The 19081-nt window shown below is 71.8% G+C and carries 20 protein-coding genes and 1 pseudogene; 6 read left to right on the top strand and 15 right to left on the bottom strand.

The features are described from left to right. Positions 1 to 8: 8 nt before the first annotated feature. Together ACZ4XJ_RS23365 and ACZ4XJ_RS23360 are read right to left on the bottom strand one after the other, a co-directional pair. Entirely contained in the window at positions 9 to 1256 is a 1248-nt protein-coding gene (locus ACZ4XJ_RS23365; protein ID WP_362878007.1) for a sensor histidine kinase, read from the bottom strand. Positions 1257 to 1261: 5 nt separating this feature from the next. Then, positions 1262 to 1915, bottom strand: a complete 654-nt coding sequence (locus ACZ4XJ_RS23360) for a response regulator transcription factor (protein ID WP_281206972.1) — start codon at positions 1913 to 1915, stop codon at positions 1262 to 1264. A 264-nt stretch (positions 1916 to 2179) separates the two neighbouring features. Between ACZ4XJ_RS23360 and ACZ4XJ_RS23355 the strand changes: the two genes are divergently transcribed. Continuing rightward, entirely contained in the window at positions 2180 to 2347 is a 168-nt protein-coding gene (locus ACZ4XJ_RS23355) for a hypothetical protein (protein ID WP_362878006.1), read from the top strand. A 149-nt stretch (positions 2348 to 2496) separates the two neighbouring features. Here ACZ4XJ_RS23355 and ACZ4XJ_RS23350 read toward each other — a convergent pair whose 3' ends face one another. Further along, positions 2497 to 3300 carry an inositol monophosphatase family protein gene (locus ACZ4XJ_RS23350; protein WP_384003637.1) on the bottom strand — a complete coding sequence of 268 codons (804 nt, stop codon included), beginning with the start codon at positions 3298 to 3300 and terminating at the stop codon, positions 2497 to 2499. Between the two features lie 18 nt (positions 3301 to 3318). Next, positions 3319 to 4479 carry a ferrochelatase gene (locus ACZ4XJ_RS23345; RefSeq protein ID WP_468497215.1) on the bottom strand — a complete coding sequence of 387 codons (1161 nt, stop codon included), beginning with the start codon at positions 4477 to 4479 and terminating at the stop codon, positions 3319 to 3321. A gap of 195 nt (positions 4480 to 4674) precedes the next feature. On the opposite strand from ACZ4XJ_RS23345, the gene ACZ4XJ_RS23340 reads away from it, so the two are divergent. Both ACZ4XJ_RS23340 and ACZ4XJ_RS23335 read left to right on the top strand, forming a co-directional pair. Continuing rightward, positions 4675 to 5940: an MFS transporter gene (locus ACZ4XJ_RS23340; RefSeq protein WP_362878004.1), complete on the top strand. Its 1266-nt coding sequence runs from the start codon at positions 4675 to 4677 to the stop codon at positions 5938 to 5940. Further along, positions 5882 to 7219: a D-arabinono-1,4-lactone oxidase gene (locus ACZ4XJ_RS23335; RefSeq protein ID WP_468497214.1), complete on the top strand. Its 1338-nt coding sequence runs from the start codon at positions 5882 to 5884 to the stop codon at positions 7217 to 7219. The genes ACZ4XJ_RS23340 and ACZ4XJ_RS23335 overlap by 59 nt, the downstream gene beginning before the upstream one ends. A 16-nt stretch (positions 7220 to 7235) precedes the next feature. Here ACZ4XJ_RS23335 and ACZ4XJ_RS23330 read toward each other — a convergent pair whose 3' ends face one another. Continuing rightward, a complete protein-coding gene (locus ACZ4XJ_RS23330; RefSeq protein ID WP_468497213.1) occupies positions 7236 to 8078 on the bottom strand; it encodes a hypothetical protein in 843 nt (280 codons plus the stop codon). Positions 8079 to 8616: 538 nt separating this feature from the next. On the opposite strand from ACZ4XJ_RS23330, the gene sepH reads away from it, so the two are divergent. Next, entirely contained in the window at positions 8617 to 9642 is a 1026-nt protein-coding gene (gene sepH / locus ACZ4XJ_RS23325) for a septation protein SepH (RefSeq protein WP_362878001.1), read from the top strand. A gap of 73 nt (positions 9643 to 9715) precedes the next feature. Here the strand turns inward: sepH and ACZ4XJ_RS23320 are convergent, their stop codons facing one another. After that, positions 9716 to 10552: a sulfurtransferase gene (locus ACZ4XJ_RS23320; protein WP_468497212.1), complete on the bottom strand. Its 837-nt coding sequence runs from the start codon at positions 10550 to 10552 to the stop codon at positions 9716 to 9718. Positions 10553 to 10727: 175 nt separating this feature from the next. On the opposite strand from ACZ4XJ_RS23320, the gene ACZ4XJ_RS23315 reads away from it, so the two are divergent. Beyond that, positions 10728 to 11552: a VOC family protein gene (locus ACZ4XJ_RS23315; RefSeq protein WP_362877999.1), complete on the top strand. Its 825-nt coding sequence runs from the start codon at positions 10728 to 10730 to the stop codon at positions 11550 to 11552. Between the two features lie 61 nt (positions 11553 to 11613). Here the strand turns inward: ACZ4XJ_RS23315 and ACZ4XJ_RS23310 are convergent, their stop codons facing one another. From ACZ4XJ_RS23310 to ACZ4XJ_RS23290, 5 genes and pseudogenes are all read right to left on the bottom strand, one after another. Beyond that, positions 11614 to 11979 carry an aspartate-alanine antiporter-like transporter gene (locus ACZ4XJ_RS23310; protein WP_468497211.1) on the bottom strand — a complete coding sequence of 122 codons (366 nt, stop codon included), beginning with the start codon at positions 11977 to 11979 and terminating at the stop codon, positions 11614 to 11616. Positions 11980 to 11999: 20 nt separating this feature from the next. Then, positions 12000 to 12143 (bottom strand): hypothetical protein, encoded by a 144-nt coding sequence (locus ACZ4XJ_RS23305; RefSeq protein WP_362877997.1) that lies wholly within the window; start codon positions 12141 to 12143, stop codon positions 12000 to 12002. An 82-nt stretch (positions 12144 to 12225) separates the two neighbouring features. Continuing rightward, positions 12226 to 12942 carry a hypothetical protein gene (locus tag ACZ4XJ_RS23300; RefSeq protein WP_468497210.1) on the bottom strand — a complete coding sequence of 239 codons (717 nt, stop codon included), beginning with the start codon at positions 12940 to 12942 and terminating at the stop codon, positions 12226 to 12228. 230 nt (positions 12943 to 13172) lie between these two features. After that, positions 13173 to 13376 (bottom strand): annotated as a pseudogene (locus ACZ4XJ_RS23295) (thymidine kinase); the annotation flags it as partial. A 55-nt stretch (positions 13377 to 13431) separates the two neighbouring features. Continuing rightward, positions 13432 to 14613, bottom strand: a complete 1182-nt coding sequence (locus ACZ4XJ_RS23290) for a hypothetical protein (RefSeq protein ID WP_362877995.1) — start codon at positions 14611 to 14613, stop codon at positions 13432 to 13434. A gap of 515 nt (positions 14614 to 15128) precedes the next feature. On the opposite strand from ACZ4XJ_RS23290, the gene ACZ4XJ_RS23285 reads away from it, so the two are divergent. Then, positions 15129 to 15599, top strand: a complete 471-nt coding sequence (locus tag ACZ4XJ_RS23285; protein ID WP_468497209.1) for a DUF4265 domain-containing protein — start codon at positions 15129 to 15131, stop codon at positions 15597 to 15599. Positions 15600 to 15609: 10 nt separating this feature from the next. Here the strand turns inward: ACZ4XJ_RS23285 and ACZ4XJ_RS23280 are convergent, their stop codons facing one another. From ACZ4XJ_RS23280 to ACZ4XJ_RS23265, 4 genes are all read right to left on the bottom strand, one after another. Further along, on the bottom strand, positions 15610 to 16278 hold the full coding sequence (locus ACZ4XJ_RS23280; protein ID WP_468497208.1) for a DUF6928 family protein: 669 nt from the start codon (positions 16276 to 16278) through the stop codon (positions 15610 to 15612). 260 nt (positions 16279 to 16538) lie between these two features. Continuing rightward, positions 16539 to 17189 carry a thymidine kinase gene (locus ACZ4XJ_RS23275; RefSeq protein ID WP_468497207.1) on the bottom strand — a complete coding sequence of 217 codons (651 nt, stop codon included), beginning with the start codon at positions 17187 to 17189 and terminating at the stop codon, positions 16539 to 16541. A 55-nt stretch (positions 17190 to 17244) separates the two neighbouring features. Beyond that, a complete protein-coding gene (locus ACZ4XJ_RS23270) occupies positions 17245 to 18450 on the bottom strand; it encodes an alkaline phosphatase family protein (RefSeq protein WP_362877991.1) in 1206 nt (401 codons plus the stop codon). Next, positions 18450 to 19046, bottom strand: coding sequence for a DUF5998 family protein (locus tag ACZ4XJ_RS23265; RefSeq protein ID WP_362877990.1), 597 nt, complete (start codon positions 19044 to 19046; stop codon positions 18450 to 18452). The genes ACZ4XJ_RS23270 and ACZ4XJ_RS23265 overlap by 1 nt, the downstream gene beginning before the upstream one ends. Positions 19047 to 19081: the final 35 nt, after the last annotated feature.

Genomic DNA, 19081 nt, shown 5'->3' with positions numbered 1-19081 from the left:
CCAGTGGATCAAAGGGGCAACGTGACACGCATCACCAGGCCACCACCCTCGCGGGGCGTCGCCTGGATGCGACCGCCGTGAGCGCGGGCCACGGAGCGCGCGATCGACAGACCGAGGCCCACACCCTTGTCGCTGCCCGTTCGCTCCGTACGCAGCCGCCTGAAGGGCTCGAACAGGTTGTCCACCTCGTACGCGGGAACAACGGGACCCGTGTTCGATACCAGGAGCACCGCTTGGCCGTGCTGGGCCTCGGTCGTGACCTCCACCCAGCCGCCCTCCGGGACGTTGTACCGGACGGCGTTCTGCACCAGGTTGAGGGCGATCCGCTCCAACAGGACGCCGTTGCCCTGCACCACGACCAACGCGCGCTCGCCGCGCACCTCCACGCCCTTGGCCTGGGCCTCCCCGCGCGCCTGGTCGATGGCGCGCGAAGCGACCTCCGCCAGGTCGACGGGCTTGCGCTCGACGATCTGGTTCTCGCTGCGGGCCAACAGCAGCAGGCCCTCGACGAGCTGCTCGCTGCGCTCGTTGGTGGCCAGCAGCGTCTTGCCGAGCTGTTGGAGTTCCACCGGCGCCCCGGGATCCGAGAGGTGCACCTCCAGCAACGTCCGGTTGATGGCCAGCGGGGTCCGCAACTCGTGCGAGGCGTTGGCCACGAAGCGCTGCTGCGCCGTGAAGGCCCGCTCCAGGCGGTCGAGCATCTCGTCGAAGGTGTCGGCGAGCTCCTTGAGCTCGTCGTCCGGCCCGTCCAGCTCGATCCGCCGGGTCAGGTCGGAGCCGACGACCCGGCGGGCGGTACGGGTGATCTTGCCCAGCGGCGAGAGCACCCGGCCGGCCATCGCGTAGCCGAAGGCGAAGGCGATGATGCTCAAGCCCAGCAGGGCCATCAGCGACCGGCTCAGCAGATCGTCCAGCGCGTGCCGGCGCTGTTCGATGATGCACTTGCCGATGGCGGCGTTGAACTGGTCGAAGGACTGGTCGATGCCGACCACACCGGGACATGTGCTGCTGGACACCTCGACCTTCTGGCCGCCGACGATCTTGAACGGGAGGGCGTTGCCCTCCCGCAGGGCCTGCGCGGCCAGCAGGTAGATGATCGACAGCAGCAGGATGCCCGCGATGAGGAACATGCCGCCGTACAACAGGGTGAGCCGTATCCGGATGGTCGGGCGCAGCCACGGGAAGGGACCCTCGGCCTGGCCGGGGTCCCAGGTGGGTTTCGGTGGCGCCGCCGGTGGCGCCGGGGTCGCTGCCACCCGCGTCAGATCCGGTATCCCGAACCGGGGACGGTCACGATGACCGGCGGCTCGCCGAGCTTGCGGCGCAGGGTCATGACGGTCACCCGGACCACGTTGGTGAAGGGGTCGGTGTTCTCGTCCCAGGCCTTCTCCAGGAGCTGCTCGGCGGACACCACGGTCCCCTCGCTGCGCATGAGGACCTCCAGCACCGCGAACTCCTTCGGCGCCAGTTGCACTTCCCGGCCGTCGCGGAACACCTCGCGCCGGTTCGGGTCGAGCTTGATCCCGGCCCGCTCCAGGACGGGCGGCAGCGCCACCGTCGTACGCCGCCCCAGGGCGCGCACGCGGGCGGTCAGCTCGGTGAAGGCGAAGGGCTTGGGCAGGTAGTCGTCGGCGCCGAGCTCCAGGCCCTCGACCCGGTCGCTTACGTCGCCGGAGGCGGTCAGCATGAGCACCCGGGTGGGCATGCCCAGCTCGACGATCTTCCGGCAGACGTCATCGCCGTGCACCAGCGGAAGGTCACGGTCGAGCACGACGACGTCGTAGTCGTTCACCCCGACGCGCTCCAGGGCGGCGGCGCCGTCGTACACGACGTCCACGGCCATGGCCTCCCGGCGCAGGCCGGTGGCCACCGCATCGGCGAGCAGCTGCTCGTCCTCGACGACGAGTACGCGCACGTCGTTTCCTTCCTTCGAGCCCAGAAGGGCACACGTGTATGGCCCGCCCATCCTGCCGGTTTCAGCCGTAAACCGGCTGTAAGGCGCCGCTGGGCGCCCCCGCGGGGGCCCGGGAGGGGGCCGCGGACGTGAGGATTCCCTCGTCCTACGAGGTTTCTGGGACCAGGGCGCCGGGGAGGACCTCACCACACCCCAACCATTCCTTGACGGCGGATCGACACGCGCTCGTCCGCCGCCGGCCCACGAAGAGGGGGCGCACCCACCATGGACGCATTCAGCTCGGGTCTCCTGCAGCGCATCAGGAACACCCAGTCGGACCTCAGCAAGGCCCGGGAAACGGGCGACGACTTCCTCGCGGACGTGGAACAGGCCGAACTGGAGGATCTCCAGCGCCTCGCCGCGGAGCACGGCGTCCCCGTCACGGCGGCCTGACCACGCGACCCCAAGCACCCCAGCGGTACGCACCACCGGGACGGCCCGCACCATCGAGAGCCGCACCACCGCAGCACCTCGTGACCCGCAGCTTCCGGCCCCGGCCGCCGCATTCGGCAGCCGGGGCCGACTCGTTCCCGGTCCCGGCGTCAGTCGTGCCAGGCGCCGGCTTCCTCCAGCAGCGGCTGGAGCGAGGCGAAGACGGCCGGCGAGGCCACCAGCGCCAGCTCCGTGGAGGCCCGCTCGCCCGGCCTGCCGCCGCTGAGGGCGCCGGCCTCGCGGGCGATCAGGTCGCCGGCCGCCAGGTCCCAGGGGTTCAGCCCGCGCTCGTAGTGCCCGTCCATGCGGCCGGCGGCCACGTCGCACAGGTCCAGGGCCGCCGATCCGCCCCGGCGGATGTCGCGCACCCGCGGAATGATCCGCGCCGCGACCGCGGCCTGGTGGGCCCGTCGGGTCTGGACGTAGCCGAAGCCGGTCCCGATCAGCGCCTGGTCCAGCGGCGCGGCCGGCCGGCAGGCCAGTCGGGCGGCGCCCAGCCAGGCCCCGCCGCCGAGGACGGCCCGGAACGTTTCCCCGCGCATCGGCGCCTCCACGACGCCGACCACGGTCTCGCCCCGGTACTCGGCCGCGATGGACACGCCCCAGCTGGGCAGCCCGTAGAGGTAGTTCACGGTGCCGTCGAGCGGGTCGATGACCCAGCGCACCCCGCTGGTGCCGGCGCTGTCGGCGCCCTCCTCGCCCAGCAGGCCGTCCGCGGGCCGGCGTTCGGCGAGGATGCCGGTGATCAGCTTCTCGGCCGCGATGTCCATCTCGGTCACCACGTCGATCGGGCTGCTCTTGGTGGCGGCCACCGCCAGGTCGGCGGGTCGGCCGTCCCGCAGGAGTTCACCGGCGCGCCGGGCGGCCTCCAGGCCCACGTCGAGCAGTTCGGCCTTGAGCTCTTCGGAAATCAACGTTTCTCCCCTGGTCGGCTACGCGTAGGGACTGTCGGCGCCCGCGGCCGCCGGCCGCGGTGCCCGCGCCGGGCAGCAGCCCACGGCGCACAGGTCGTGAGAGGGCCCCAGCAGACCGAGCGCGCACCGCTCGACGCGCTCGCCGCGCTCGCCGGCCGCCCGCTCCAGGACGAGGTCTCGGACCGCCGCGGCGAACCGCGGGTCGGCGCCGACCGTGGCCGAACGGGCGATCGGCAGGCCCAGTTCGGCCGCCTTCGTCGTCGCCTCGGTGTCCAGGTCGTACAGGACCTCCATGTGGTCCGACACGAAGCCGATCGGCACCATCACCGCCGCCGGGGCGCCCGCGGCGTGCAGCGCTTCCAGGTGGTCGCAGATGTCCGGCTCCAGCCAGGGGACGTGCGGGGCGCCGCTGCGGGATTGGTAGACCAGCTCCCAGGGCCGTTCGACGCCCGTCCGCTCCCGCACGGCGTCCACGATCACCTTCGCGACGTCCAGGTGCTGCTTGACGTACGCGCCGCCCCCGCCGTGCTCCTCGGTCGGGCCGGAGGCGTCGGCGGCGGCGGTGGGGATGGAGTGCGTGGTGAACACCAGGTGGGCCCCGTCGCGCACCTGATCGGACAGGGCGGCCAGCGCGGTGAGCACCCCGTCGATCATGGGCTCCACGAAGCCGGGGTGGTTGAAGTAGTGCCGCAGTTTGTCCACCCGGGGCAGTTCGGTCACGCCCTCGTCGGCGAGCGCGGCGAGGGCGTCGGCCAGGTTCTCCCGGTACTGCCGGCAGCCCGAGTACGAGGCGTACGCGCTGGTCGCCAGGACCGCGATGCGGCGACGGCCGTCGGCGGCCATCTCCCGCAGCACGTCGGTCAGGTACGGCGCCCAGTTGCGGTTGCCCCAGTACACCGGCAGGTCCAGCCCGTGTTCGGCGAGGTCCTTGCGCAGCGCGTCCAGCAGTTCACGGTTCTGCCCGTTGATGGGGCTGACCCCGCCGAAGCCGAAGTAGTGCTGCCCGACCTCCTTCAGCCGCTCGCGCGGGATGCCGCGCCCGCGCGTGACGTTCTCCAGGAACGGCACGACGTCGTCGGGTCCCTCGGGGCCGCCGAAGGACAGCAGCAGGAGGGCGTCGTAGGGGGCGGCGGGGCCTTCGGCCACGGGCGCTTCGGGGGCACGGAGCTGGTCTGACATGCCTCGAATCCTGCCACCACGGCTCCGCCGACGAGAAGCGGCCGGGGCCGCGTCCCGGACGCGTCGCAGGTAAGGTGAACCTAAGAAACATCAGGTCGAGTCGCCCGGGACGTCGGCCGCCGGGCGGTCCCCGTGCGGGCTCCGCGTCGCCGCCCGTAATCTGTGGGGGCGAACGACGTCCCTTACGGAGATCCCTTGCCCAGTCCCTACCGCGCGATCTTCGCTGCTCCCGGCACCAAGGGGTTCAGTGCCGCGGGCCTCATAGGCCGCCTGCCGCTCTCCATGGTGGGCGTCGGCATCCTCACCATGATCTCCGAGATCACCGGCCGCTACGCGATGGCCAGCGCCCTGACCGGCGCGCTCGCCCTCTCCGCCGCCGTCCTCGGCCCGCAGATCTCCCGCCTGGTCGACCAGTACGGGCAGCGCCGGGTGCTGCGGCCCGCCACGCTGGTCTCCGTCCTGGCCGTCGCCGTCATGCTGCTGGCCGCGGCCAACGGCTGGCCGGACTGGACCCTGTTCGTGTGCGCCGTCGTCGCCGGCTGCGTGCCCAGCGTCGGCTCGATGATCCGGGCCCGGTGGACCGCGATCTACCGCGACTCCCCGCGCGAGCTGCACACCGCGTACTCCTTCGAGTCCGTGATCGACGAGGTCTGCTTCATCTTCGGCCCGATCCTCGCCATCGGGCTGTCCACCATCTGGTTCCCCGAGGCCGGCCCGCTGATCGCCGCCGTCTGCCTGCTCGTCGGCGTCTGGCTGCTCACCGCGCAGCGGGACACCGAGCCCGAGCCGCACCCGCGCGGCGCGGACACCGACCGCACCTCGGCCCTGCGCTCCCCCGGACTCCAGGTGCTGACGGCCACGTTCGTGGCCACCGGAGCGATCTTCGGCTCCATCGACGTCTCCACCCTGGCCTTCGCCGAGGAGCAGGGCAGCAAGTCCTCGGCCAGCTTCGTGCTGGCCATCTGGGCCCTCGGCTCCTGCCTCGCCGGAATCGTGTTCGGCCTGCTCCATCTCAAGGGGCGGACCGAACCCCGCTGGGTACTGGGCGTATGTGCGATGGCCGTGAGTATGATCCCCCTCCTACTGGCCGGGAACCTTCCGTTTCTGGCCGCGGCGCTCTTCGTCTCGGGCCTCGCCATCGCTCCCACGATGATCACCACGATGGCCCTGATCGAGGCGCACGTACCTCGCGCGAAGCTCACCGAGGGCATGACCTGGATCAGCACCGGGCTCGCGGTCGGCGTCGCCGTCGGCTCCTCGGTGACCGGTCTGGTCATCGACGCGGCCGGCGCGCAGCGGGGGTACGTCGTCTCCATCACGGCGGGAGCGGCCGCGGCGGCGGTGGCGTTCGCGGGTTACCGCCGGCTGACGAGGCCGGCGCAAGGGGAGGAGCCCTCTAGCGATGGCGCAGACACCGACAGTGCGGACGGCGGGGAAGAGCGGGCCGGGCGAGTGGCGTAACTGGGCGGGCAACGTCCGGTCCAGGCCCACCCGCGTGGTGACACCGACCTCGGTCGGCGAGCTTCAGGAGGCGGTCCGCCGGGCCGCCGAACAGGGGCTTCGGGTGAAGGCGGTCGGCACCGGCCACTCCTTCACCGCGGCGGCCGCGACCGACGGCGTGCTCCTGCGGCCGCAGTCGCTGGCCGGCATCCAGGAGGTCGACCGGACGGCCGGCACCGTCACGGTGGCGGCCGGCACGGTCCTGAAGGACCTCAACCTGGCCCTCGCGGCGCAGGGCCTGTCGCTCACGAACATGGGCGACATCATGGAGCAGACCGTCTCCGGCGCCACCAGCACCGGCACGCACGGTACGGGCCGCGACTCCGCCTCCATCGCCGCGCAGATCCGTGCCCTGGACCTGGTCACCGCGGACGGGCGGCTGCTGCACTGCTCCGAGAAGGAGAACCCGGACGTCTTCGCCGCCGCCCGGCTCGGCATCGGCGCGCTCGGCGTCATCACCTCGCTGACCCTCGCCGTGGAGCCGCTGTTCTTCCTGACCGCCCGTGAGGAGCCCATGGGCTTCGACCGGGTGACCGCCGAGTTCGACGAGCACGTCGCGGAGAACGAGCACTTCGAGTTCTACTGGTTCCCGCACACCGGCAACTGCAACACCAAGCGGAACAACCGCAGCCAGGGCCCCGCGGCCCCGCCCGGACCGGTCAGCGCCTGGATCGAGGACGAGCTGCTGTCCAACGGCGTCTTCCAGGCCGTCAACTCCCTGGGTCGCGCGGTGCCCGCGGCCATCCCCGGCATCGCCAAGGTGGCCAGCCGCGCCCTGTCGGCCCGCACCTACACGGACATCCCGTACAAGGTGTTCACCAGCCCGCGCCGGGTGCGGTTCGTGGAGATGGAGTACGCGCTGCCCCGCGAGCGCGCCGTCGAGGCGCTGCGGGAGCTGAAGTCCGTGGTCGACCGCTCGGGGCTGCGGATCAGTTTCCCGGTGGAGGTGCGCACGGCTCCGGCGGACGACATCACCCTGTCGACGGCCTCGGGGCGCGAGAGCGCCTACATCGCGGTGCACATGTACCGGGGGACCCCGTACCAGGCCTACTTCACGGCGGCCGAGCGGATCTTCACCGAGTACGGCGGTCGGCCGCACTGGGGCAAGGTGCACACCCGGGACGCGGAGTACCTCGCCGGGGTCTACCCGCGCTTCGGCGAGTTCACCGCGCTGCGCGACCGGCTCGACCCGGACCGGCTGTTCGGCAACGACTACCTGCGGCGCGTCCTGGGAGCCTGACCGCGCCGACGGTCGGTCAGGAGCCGCTCGGCTCCGGCGCCCCCGGCGCGGAACCGGCGCCGCCGGTGGCGCCGCCCGAAGCGCCGGGCGTCGGCCCCGGGGCCGACGGGGACGACGACTTGCCGCTCGGCGTGCGCGACGGGCTCGGGGACACCGGCGGCGACGGGTCGCCCGACGGGGAGGTGCCGGGTTCGGGGCTGCGGCTCCCGTCGCCGTGCGAGGGCGAGGGGCTCGGCGAACTCCCGGACCCGGGGCTCCGCCCGTCCCCGGTCTCCTTCCCGCCGCCGCCCCGCTCGCCGTCCTCCTCCCCCGCGCCCGGCCCCGTCCCGGGCGGGGCTGGGCGGTGGTCGGCGGCCTTGCGGGTACCGGCGGACAGGAGGGTGTCGCCGCCCTTGCTCACGGAGGTGCCGGCGAGGGCCTCGTACGTCCCGAGTCCGCCGATGGCGACGACGAAGGCGGCCGCCGAGGCCACCGCCGTGCGCTTCCAGCCCCGTACGCGGGTGCCGTGCACGGTGGCCTCGCCGAACTCCCCCGCCGGCTCGGCGGCGGCCGGCAGCACCGCCGTCCGGGCGTCCGGCCCCGGCAGCGGCGGGACCTGACGGCCCCTGGGGCGGGCGCCCTCGCGCAACTGGTCGCCGGTGCGCCGGAAGACGTGTCCGATGACGGGCCCGCCGGCGGTGGCGACCACGCTGACCACGCCGGCGCCGACGATGGTCCCGTAGACGCCGAGCTGTGAGGCGAGCAGCGCCGCGCCGACCGTGGCGAGTGAGGTCCCCGCGATCTGGGCGACGCTCAGATCGAGCTTCTTGACCTCGTCCGCCTGCTCCGGTCCGGTTTCCCCTGCCGTCTTCTGACCCATCGCCATCCCCTGTGTGTCACGCCTCTCGCGCTCGTGGTCCGTCAGCAGTTACTGACACCTGAGCGAAGGGGAAAGTTCCGTTTTTGGGGATTCTGTGAAGCACAACACCCGAAATCGGGCGCGCCCGCAGGCCGGCACGGATTCGGAGCCGATTTCGGGCAGCCCAACTCCCGCCGCCCGGGACAACTTCGGCGGCGCGGCGGTCCACCCCGGTGGCCCGAATGGAGTACTGTGGCGAGCCCTGGGGCCGTCCTTCCTTTCGGATGTCCGGGCTCGGGAGAGGGAGCCGACTGATGGAGAAACGGCACTCAAGACCGGTGATGCCGCGGTATTGCTCGGATTCCTGCTGCGCACAGTAATCAAGCGGTCACTGTGCGTGCCCAACAGGTAACCGTGCCATAACGTCGATCAAGGGCGCTTGCCCGACACGCCGGTTTAACACGGCAAGGTTGTGGCAGGCTGCACCCGGGCAGGCCACACTCGACTAGCGGAAGCAGCGACGCACGTGACGTCGGCAGGCACCACCCGGGAGGTCCCCATGCCCGAACTGCGTGTCGTGGCCGTCTCAAATGACGGCACACGACTGGTGCTCAAGGCTGCGGACAGCACGGAGTACACGCTTCCGATCGATGAGCGGCTGCGGGCTGCCGTGCGCAATGACCGCGCGCGCCTGAACCAGATCGAGATCGAGGTGGAGAGCCACCTCCGCCCCCGAGACATCCAGGCCCGCATACGAGCCGGTGCCTCCGCGGAGGAGGTCGCCCAGCTCGCCGGCATCCCCGTCGACCGGGTCCGCCGCTTCGAGGGCCCCGTACTGGCCGAGCGCGCCTTCATGGCCGAGCGCGCCCGCAAGACGCCGGTCCGCCGCCCCGGCGAGAACACCGGACCCCAACTCGGCGAGGCCGTACAGGAACGGCTCACCCTGCGCGGGGCCGACAAGGAATCCGTCCAATGGGACTCCTGGCGCCGCGACGACGGCACCTGGGAGGTCCTCCTCGTCTACCGGGTCGCCACCGAAATGCACTCGGCGAGCTGGACGTACGACCCGCCGCGCCGGCTGGTCGTGGCCGTGGACGACGAGGCCCGGTCCCTGATCGGCGAGTCCGACGACCTGCCGGCGACTCCGGAGCCGAGCTTCCCGTTCGTACCGCGGATCGCCCGGCTTCCCCGGGACCGGCCGCTGGACCGGGCCCTGGACCGCCAGTTGGAGCGGCCCGACACCCGGACGCCGCCCCCGCCCGAGCCCGAGGAGGAACGGGACACGCTGACCAGCCTGCTGGAAGCCGTCCCGAGTTTCCGCGGCGACATGGTCGTCCCGGAACGCGTCGAGGCCCCGGTCGAGGAGATCGAGGCGGAGGAGCCGCCGGCCCCGGCGGCGTCGGCGGGTGCCGGTGCGGCGTACGCGGACGTGCTGATGCCGCGCACGGTGGCGGGCCACCGCGACCGGCTCACCGGGACGACCGACCGTCAGGCCGAGGCCGACGGGGTCCGACCGGGCCGCCGCGCCGCGGTCCCCAGTTGGGACGAGATCGTCTTCGGCACCCGACGCAAGAAGCAGGAGTAGCGCGGTCCGTGCCGTGCCGCCGCCCGTCGGCGGCGCCGCGGCACGGCCTGCCTCCCACCGGCCGGCGCCCGCCCTACTGCGGGTCCGGCCCCGTCGCCACGGGGCGCTCCGGGTCCGAGGACCAATGGGACCAGCTGCCCGCGTACAGGGCCGCCGGGATTCCGGCCACCTCCAGGGCCAGTACCTCGTGGGCCCCGGAGACGCCCGAGCCGCAGTACACGCCCACCGGGGTGTTCCCGTCGGCGCCCAGGGCCTCGAAGCGGGCGCGCAGCGTTCCGGTCGGCAGGAACCGGCCGTCCGGCGTCACGTTCTCCGTGGTCGGGGCCGAGACCGCGCCCGGGATGTGACCGCCGATCCGGTCGATCGGTTCGACCTCGCCTCGGTAGCGCTCCCCCGCCCGGGCGTCCAGGAGGAGTCCGGCGCGGGCCAGCGCGGCCGCCCCGTCCGCGTCCAGCAGGTCCAGGGCACCCGGGTTTGGCTTGAAATCGCCTTCCGTGGGGTGCGGAACGTCGGAGGTCACCGCCGCACCCGCCGCGGTCCAGGAGGCGAGACCGCCGTCGAGGACGCGCACGGCCGGGTGGCCCGTCCAGCGCAACAGCCACCAGGCGCGGGCGGCGGCCCAGCCCTGACCCCCGTCGTAGACGACCACCGGGGTCTCGGAGCCCACGCCGGCGCGGCGCATGACCGCCGCGAAGGCCTCCGGGTCCGGCAGCGGGTGGCGTCCGCCCGACCCGGGCGGACCTGCCAGTTCGCGGTCGAGGTCGACGTACACGGCGCCGGGGAGGTGGCCCGCCTCGTAGGCGGGGCGCTGGTCGGGGCCGCCCAGCTGCCAGCGGACGTCCAGGAGCACCGGGGGCCGGGGGCCTGCCAGCTCGTCCATCAGTTCGGAGGCCGAAACAATCGCAGTCATGGGCTCATCCTGCACCCATCGCGGGGCCCGCGTACCGAGGCCGACACCAGTGGGCCGCAGGGATTCGGTCATCTCTCCGCCAGGTCCGGACGACCCGGCCCGGTCGGGGCGCGACGGGTGTCCCGGGGTGCAAGCATCGGGCGGGTACGGGGACGAGACGGAGGAGACTGCTGACATGACCGAGGCAGCGCGGGCTTCGCGGCGCCCGCCCGGCACACCCTGTTGGGTGAGCCTCATGGCGCACGGTCTCGGGAGCACCGAGGCCTTCTACGCCGACCTCTTCGGCTGGGAGTACGAGCCGGGGCCGCAGCACCTCGGCCCGTACGTCCGGGCGTTCCTCGACGGCGACGAGGTGGCGGGCATCGGCCAGCTGCCGCCGGACAGCAACCTTCCGGTCGCCTGGACCACGTACTTCGCCACCGACGACGCCGATGCGAGCGCCGAGGCGATCCGGTCCTGCGGCGGCACGGTCGCGGTGGGGCCCCTGGACGCCGGGCCGGTGGAGCGGATGGCGATCTGCTCCGACCCGCTGGGCGCGATCTTCGGGATCTGGCAGGCCGGGGGCCGGCCGGGAGCGCGGCCGTTCGGGCTGCCCGGCACGCCGGTGTGGAACGAGTTGCTCACCCGGGAGAGCGTGGCGGTCGGCACGTTCTACGCGTACGTCTTCGGGCACGAGGCCGAGGAGTACAAGGGCCCTGACGCCGAGCGGTACGCCGAGGGCCCCGGCGGCCTGGACTACCTGACGCTGCTGCTGGCCGGCCGGCCGGTCGCCGCCGTGCACGGAGTCGGCCGGGCGCTGCCCAGCGACCGGGGGCCGCACTGGATGACGTACTTCGAGGTGAGCGACCCGGACGCGGCCGCCGATCGGGTGGTGGACCTGGGCGGACGGATCGTCACCCCCGCCCGGGACCGGATCCGGGGTCGGCTGGCCACGGTGGCGGACCCGGAAGGGGCGGTGTTCTCCCTGATCCGGTCCTACGGCGAGGGCGGTCCGGCGTGAGGTGACGCGGGGCCGGTCCGGTGATGCCGGGCAGTGCGCCGCAGGCGCGCACCGCCCGGCATCACCGAACCAGGGTGTCGCCGCGCTGGTGCGCACGTCGAAGGCGACGAGGTCGCCGGATCTGCATCACCCGCGTCCGTCGCGCCGGGCAGATCATCGAGCACGACACGGAGACCCGGCTGCGCCTCGGCGACACCGTCGCCATCAGCACCGTCCGCGGGCCCGCCGCCAGGCCCGGGCCGTAGCCGAGCAGGGAGGCGAGCAGCCGGCAGCCGGCGAGGCCGCCGATGCGGACGACCAGGGTGAGCAGCAGTTGGGGGACGGCGTCCTTGCGCAGCGAACGGAAGAACTTGGGGCCGACGTCGTAGCCGAGGGCGAAGAGGAACATCAGGAAGAAGAGGGACTTGATCGGCCCGGTGATCTCCACGTGGGTCTGCGAGCCGATGATCAGTCCGGCGACGAGGCAGCCGTGACGGCGCCGACGGCGAAGGTCTTGTAGCGGATCCGCCCGATCTGGAACCCGACGGCGACGGTGAGGAAGACGAGGAGCTCGGGGTACGGCTCGAAGACGTGCTCCCGCAGCCGGTCCATGCGCGCTCCCCCTCGGTCGGGCCGGTGCCCGATCCCTGCCCGGGGTTGCGGGCCCCGGCAGCGCCCGCCGGGGCCGTTCCCCCTATCGGCCGAGCGCGGAGCGCAGGGTGAGCCCGTACTGGACGCGCAGCCGGCGCAGTTCCCACACCGACAGCGCGGTCACCGACAGCGGCGGGCCGATCAGGAAGAGGAGCCGGACGGCGAGCGGGGCGTGCACGGGCGGCGCGTCGAAGACCTGGACCGCGCACATCGCCCACACCAGGGCCGGCGATATCAGCGGCGGGAGCACCTCGTGGACGTCGGCGGTGCGGAAGGTGTGGTGGACCCCGTACATGACCGAGGCCAGGCCGAAGGGCAGCGCGAACAGGTAGACGGCGCCGAACACGATGCTCAGGACGGACCCGGCGGCGCCCATGAAGTCCGCCGTCATCAGAGTGCCGGCGGGTCCGGCCAGCAGGAGGAGCAGGACCGTTCCGAAGAGCGCCCCGAGGGCGGAGAGCGGTCCGCGCAGCCGCGCCCGGTAGAAGGCGGGGCCGGGTGGGCGGGCGCCGAGGACGAAGGCGGCCAGCGCGATCGGTACGAGGACCAGCAGCACGCCCGCGCTGAGGAAGAACTCGACGAACTTGTCCTGCACCACCGAGCCCGCCGACCGGCTCAGCGGGTACGAGTAGAGCAGCCATCCGGTGGCCACCAGGCCGATGACGGTACGGGCCACCTTGGCGGCCTCGATCTGTGGATCGATCAGCCGCCCGTGCCGCGCGGGGCGCTGCACCCGGGCGGCGAACACGAACGGCAGCATGAGGAACCCGACGCACCCCGAACGGGCGTCGTCGTTCCGCGGTCTTCTGGTCCTGCGCGCGTAGGTGCGCACGGCATCGCCCCCCTGACGATCATGAACACCGCATCCTAAGGGCCCGGGCGGGGCCGGTGGGACGGGGTCGGGACGGCCTGCGAGCCGGGCCTCCGCCCTGGCGGCCTTCCCCGCCCTCAATATCCTGATCGACATCGGCGGGCGGCACCGGCGGGCTATCAGGCGTGGTTGACCGGGAGGACATCCGGGGAGAGGGCTCCGGCCCGGGCTGAACCGCTCGTCATGCGGCGGCGGTGGTGGCGGCGGCAGAGGACCTCGTAGCCGATCTCCCCCGCCGGGCGGTTCACGTCGCCGACGACGACCTGCGCGCCCTCGACCACCATCTCCCCGTCCATCGTCCGCGCGTTGTGCGTGGCGCGGGCGTTGATGGCCTCACAGCCCGAGCCGAAAGCAGCGGCGCTCCTCACGAGTCCAGGATCAGAGCCCGTAAAGCTTCAACCCCACGTGGTCCACGATCCACCTGAGCCCGCCACTGTCGATGGCGAAGTAGATCCGCCCCACGCGGTCCGGGGTGACATGGTCGTCCAGCTTGATGTGCGGCTGCCGGTCCCACGTCTGACCCTCGAAGTCGAATTCGTGTCTCCCGCTCCTGCGCAGTCGTTCGTCTGAAGGCGCGTAGACCAGAGCAGTCTGATCTCCGATCCAGGAGACCAACGACGTGCCGACCTTCCCCCGCCGCCTCTTCCATTCGCCAGCCAGGTCAGCCAAGGAGTCCAGCGCTTCCCTCATCCGCTCCGGCATGGGGTACGTGCACTTGGCCCAGCCATCCACAGCTCTCTCAGTGAAGGCCATCGCCCCGCCAGACTCCCGCTGCCACCGACCCCAGTCATCGGTGAAGTCACGGGCTTGCGCGGCAGACGCCTGCACCGGCATGGTCTCGGGCTCTGTTGCCGCCGGCTCGATCGCCGCTCCAAGCCTGGCCTCGAGATTCGCAACGTCAATTTCGAGGTCGCCAACCCTCTTCTCAAGGGCCTCGTTCTTCTCGAGGAGGTGGAGCTGATCCTCACGCTCGTCCTCCAGGAGGGCACGAACCTTGTCAACTGCGCTGGCTGCGTCCTTCGTAAGCTCTACGAGCAGCGCTTCGGTTTCCGTATCAGTCCGAGCCGCGCGCACAGCCCCCCAGATACGGTCCCGACCCCGGGCCGCCACGCTGAGTGGGGCCAACAGCCGTGTCAGGTCACGGAGCACCACCTCGTGGTCACCGGATAGGGCGGCAGAGTCCCACCACGGGGATCGAAGTGAACCCGTTCCCGGCCAATAGAGTCGCGCACCTTCCCGCGGGAGAAGCGGCCCAGCATTGCCCGAGTTGAAGACGTCGAAGGCGAGCCATCCAGAGACAACGACCACGTGCGCCAGCCCCACGAGGCGAACTGCCGCCTTACGTGCCAAAGCCGCAGACGGACCGGTAGGTCGCATGGAGGAAACAACCAGAACGGGGAGGCGCCGGAGGGGGTCGGCCAAATGGGCGTGGATGGAGGGGACCTGCGCCGTCAGGGCCGTCGCGACCGAGGCGGCGACGATGTCGTTGGCGTCCTTGCAGCGGAGTGAGGGGTCCAGTGTGACTGCTGTCAGAGCTCTCGGGGGCTTCAGGGTCTCCACCGTCGCAGGTGCGAGAGGCCCCCCGCTCTGTCGCCCCATCACGACTCGGAATCCTGTAGTTGCGTCGGCTTCGCTGACTGTCATCTGGCATGAGAACCGGCCACCCGCCGATAGGTCGTTTTCAATCTCCATCCGCAGTGCACGCGTGGACGTATTGACGATCGTCGGCACCCAGCGCACGTGCTGTTCGGGCCGGCCGGGCCCGTGACCTGCGCGCACAACCTGGCCCGGCCCGTCCATGAGAGACAGACCATGGCCCGGCCCGGCGTGCTGCGCCACGTGGGCTATAACTTGCTCGAAGGCCGCCCCTTGGCGACCCTGCGCATCAACCGTAGACGGCACACTGGTCACTTCAAATCCCACCACGTAGAGCTGCTGCAATGCTCCTCCAAGTTCAGAGCTGCTACCCCGCCCGAACGGTGCCCGGATGGCCCCAGCTCGTATCCTCTGGCACGCCATTAGGCCATTGCGGAAGTGGAGTAACCATCATGCATCCTGGCCCGAAGACGGAGCCCGTGGCCAAGCACGTGAAGGTGCACTTCCGCCTTGAAGTCAAGGGTGACTGGCCGCCTGCCTCAGTGGAGAGCCCGTGGGCAATAGACCGTCGCGACGGCACCGTGCAGCTGGACAACACGCCCTGGTTCGTACGCGGTGTGGCCACCGGTGACATCCTCTCCGCCCACGCCGACGAGGACGGCCTCCGGTGGGCCGGCAAGGTGCTCCAGCCATCGCAGAACTGCACGATCCGGCTGATCGTGCTGCGCGACAACGGCTCCGGCGCGGCTCGGCAGAGCGTTCTCAACACGTTCGCGGAGCTGGGTGTGGGCGGCGAGGGCATCGACCGGTTCGGCATGGTGGCTCTCGACGTACCGCCGGAGGCTGACCTGGCCAAGGTGCAGAGGCTTCTCAATCACGGTGTGGCGAGGGAGTGGTGGCACGTGGAGGAGGGCTGCGTCACCGATGCCTGGCGGGCAACACAAACGTAGTGACCCATGGTCAGCGAGTGGACGCTCCCGGCATGGTGCCGCCTGGCGCCATGAGGCGGAAGCCGTGGAGCCGAAGCTCGTCCGCGTCGATGTCGTCGGGGGCCGACCAGCCTTCCAGGATGAAGCCAAAGAATGCGCGGAGAGCTTCTTCCCCGAGTTCGAGTGGGTGGAAGGGCAGCGGATACGGTGCCTCGTCCTCCCAGTCCGGGTCCATCCCCACCGGGTGGTCACCGGCCCAGTACGGAGCCTCGAAGGGGAACGGCTCGCCGATGTCCTCGATGACGCCGCTCTCAGGCGACAGGCTCAGCGAGCGGACGAGCCGGCCGTCCTCCCAGACCGCGAAGGCGAGCCAGTCCACCACGCTGTGCATCGCGTGCAGGACCATCCTGCGTCCGGCACTCGCCGCGACCAGGTGCTCGGGCAGCTGCGACGGACGGTCGATCATCAGGCGCCGGTCGCAGACGATGTCCACGCCCGGGAAGCTCGCGGCGTAGGTGAGTCCGTCGGCGGGATAGGTGCTCTCAACCAAGATCTCGCCCTCCGCGGCCTCCATGCCCCAGCCCGGGTACAGCCGCCCGACGAGTTCGGTCGTCTCCGCGATTCCGGCTGCGGTCACCAGACGCGGAGCGGCCTGGATGTCCCCGTCCGCGTACGCCAGCAGGCCTGTCTTGGCTCCCACGAGCACCCTCCCACCCTCGAATCCATGCGGGATGGACGCTAGCCCTAGCCACTGACAATGCAGGTGGGGCCGCAGGACCGGACGAGGGTTTCGGTTTCCCGAGAACGGCGGAAGGATTCGGCGACTGGTCGTGTGCCGCAGCGTTCGTACAGGTCAGAGGCGTATCGTCCCGGCACACACCAGGTGTCTTCTAGGCACTCGGCCACACGCTGCCGTCCCCGGCGAGCACATCACCCCGGGAACGATCATGCGGCGGGCTGTCAAGCGTGGTTGACCGGGAGGACATCCGGGGAGAGGGCTCCGGCCCGGGCTGAACCGCTCGTCATGCGGCGGCGGTGGTGGCGGCGGCAGAGGACCTCGTAGCCGATCTCCCCCGCCGGGCGGTTCACGTCGCCGACGACGACCTGCGCGCCCTCGACCACCATCTCCCCGTCTATCGTCCGGGCGTTGTGCGTGGCGCGGGCGCCGCACCAGCACAGGGCCTCGACCTGGAGCTGTTCCAGGCGGTCCGCCAGCTCGATCAGGCGCTGCGAGCCGGGGAAGAGCTTCGTGCGGAAGTCGGTCGTGATGCCGAAGGCGAAGACGTCCAGGCCGAGGTCGTCCACGATCCGGGCCAGTTGGTCGATCTGGTCGGGGGCCAGGAACTGCGCCTCGTCCACGATCACGTAGTCGGCCTTGCCGCCCTGGGAGAGCTGGGCCACCAGGTAGGCGTAGAGGTCCAGGCCCTCCGGCGCCTCGACCGCCTCCGTCACCAGCCCCAGGCGCGAGGACAACTTGCCCTCGCCCGCCCGGTCGTCCCGCGTGAAGATGACGCCCTGCAGGCCCCGCGCGTCCCGGTTGTGGGCGATCTGGAGCGCCAGGGTGCTCTTTCCGCAGTCCATCGTTCCGGAGAAGAACACCAGCTCGGGCATGGCAGGACGGGGCCTTTCGGGTCGTGGGCGGCGAGGGGGGAGGGGGTGGGGTCGGTCAGGTGCGGACTTCGAGCAGCGGGACCAGCTGCTCGGCCGCGGTCATGGAGCCGTGCATGCCGACCAGCGCCGACTCGTTGGGCTCGTTGCGGGACGCGGTGATCGCGACGTCCGCCTGGGCGGCGGCGATCACGTCGCCGATCCGGCCGAGCACGCGTTCGTCGCACTCCCCCGGAGCGCCGAACCAGCCGAGTTCCAGGGCCTCTTCGCGGCTCGCGACCCAGAAGCGGTCGCCGAGCACCTCCCGCCACACGGTGAGGACGTCGGCCTCCGCGCCGGGTACGGCGTACACGTGCCGGGCCCGGCCCTCGCCGCCGAGGAGGGCGACGCCCGCGCCCAGCTCCCAGTCGTCGTCGAAGTCGATCCGGGAGTCCTCGTCGAAGGGGACGTCGACCATGCCGTGGTCGGCGGTCACGTACAGCGCCGTGCGCGGCGGCAGTTGCTCGGCGAGGCGCTGCACGAGGCGGTCGACGAACATCAGCTGGCCGCGCCAGGCGTCGGAGTCCACGCCGTGCCGGTGTCCGGCCCCGTCGAGTTCGCTGTAGTACGTGTACACGAGCGACCGTTCGGCGGCCGCGAGCTGGATCGCGGCGAGGTCCATGCGTTCCTCGCCGGTCATCCGGCCGTGGAAGGTGCCCCCGCTGAGCGCGACCTTGGTGAGCGGGGTGGTGCGGAACGTGGGCGAGGACACCTGGGCGGTGTGCACCCCGGCGGCGTCCGCGAGCTGGAACACGGTCGGGTAGGGCTGCCAGGGCTTGGGCGCGGTCCACGGCTGCCAGCGGAGCTGGTTCATCAGCTCGCCGGAGGCCGGGTTGCGCACCGCGTAGCCCGGCAGGCCGTGGCGGGCCGGCGGCAGGCCGGTGCCGACGGAGGCCAGGGAGGTGGCGGTGGTCGCCGGGAAGCCCGAGGTGATCGGGCGGCCGGTGCCGCCGCGCGAGCCGGCGAGCAGGGAGGTGAGGTACGGGGCCTCGTCCGGGTGGGCCTTGATCTGCTCCCAGCCCATGCCGTCGACGAGGAAGACGCAGTTCCGGTCGGCCGGGGTGAGCTCGGCGATCCCGGCGGCGAGGCCGGGCACCCCCTGACCGGCCGCGAGGGTCGGCAGGAGGTCGGCGAGCGAGCCCGTCCCGTAGTGCGGGACCGGGGCGCCGGCGAGGTCGAGCAGTTCCGGTTCGTCCTGCCAGTTCGGCGGCGCGGAGTACGACATCAGCGGGCGGGACCGGAGGTCGCGGCCGTCGCCTCGGACAGCGCCTGGGCGAAGACCAGGGTCTGGCGCACGGTCTCGGGGCCGTCGCCGGCCTCGCTGACCCGCAGGCTGAGGTCGTCGGCGGTGGAGTTGCCGGTGTAGCCGTGGTCGGCGTCGCAGTTGGAGTCGCCGCAGGCGGCGGGCTCCAGGTCGATGCGCGAGACGGCGCCCCAGCCGATCGTCAGCACGACCTCGCGCGGCAGGGTGCCCGGGGTGTACGACTCCGGGTTGGCGACGACGCGGCTGAGTACCACGGAGGAGATGCTGCTGAGCTTGACCGACTCGGTGGAGGTGGTCGCGTACGGGGAGGGGGACCCGGCGTCGGCGGCCTGCTCGTCGGTGTGGCTGACGATGAAGCGGTTGCCGGTGAGGACCAGCACGGTCACGTGCCGGCGGACCTCGTTGGAGTCGAAGGTGGTCTCCTGGTGGACCAGGTACGACGAGATCGGCTCGCCGCCCACGGCGGCCTCCACCGCCTCGGCCACGAGGGCCGGGTAGTAGCCGCTGCGCTCGATCGCCGCGCGCAGCCCCTGGGTCGTCGTACCGGATTTCGCCATGAGGTCCATCCTAAGGCCCCTCCGGGGTCCCCCTA

It is taken from the genome of Streptomyces sp. NPDC029836 (assembly GCF_055574495.1).
The sequence above is the reverse complement of the archived record's forward strand: the minus strand, read 5'-3'. Positions and strand labels throughout refer to the sequence as shown.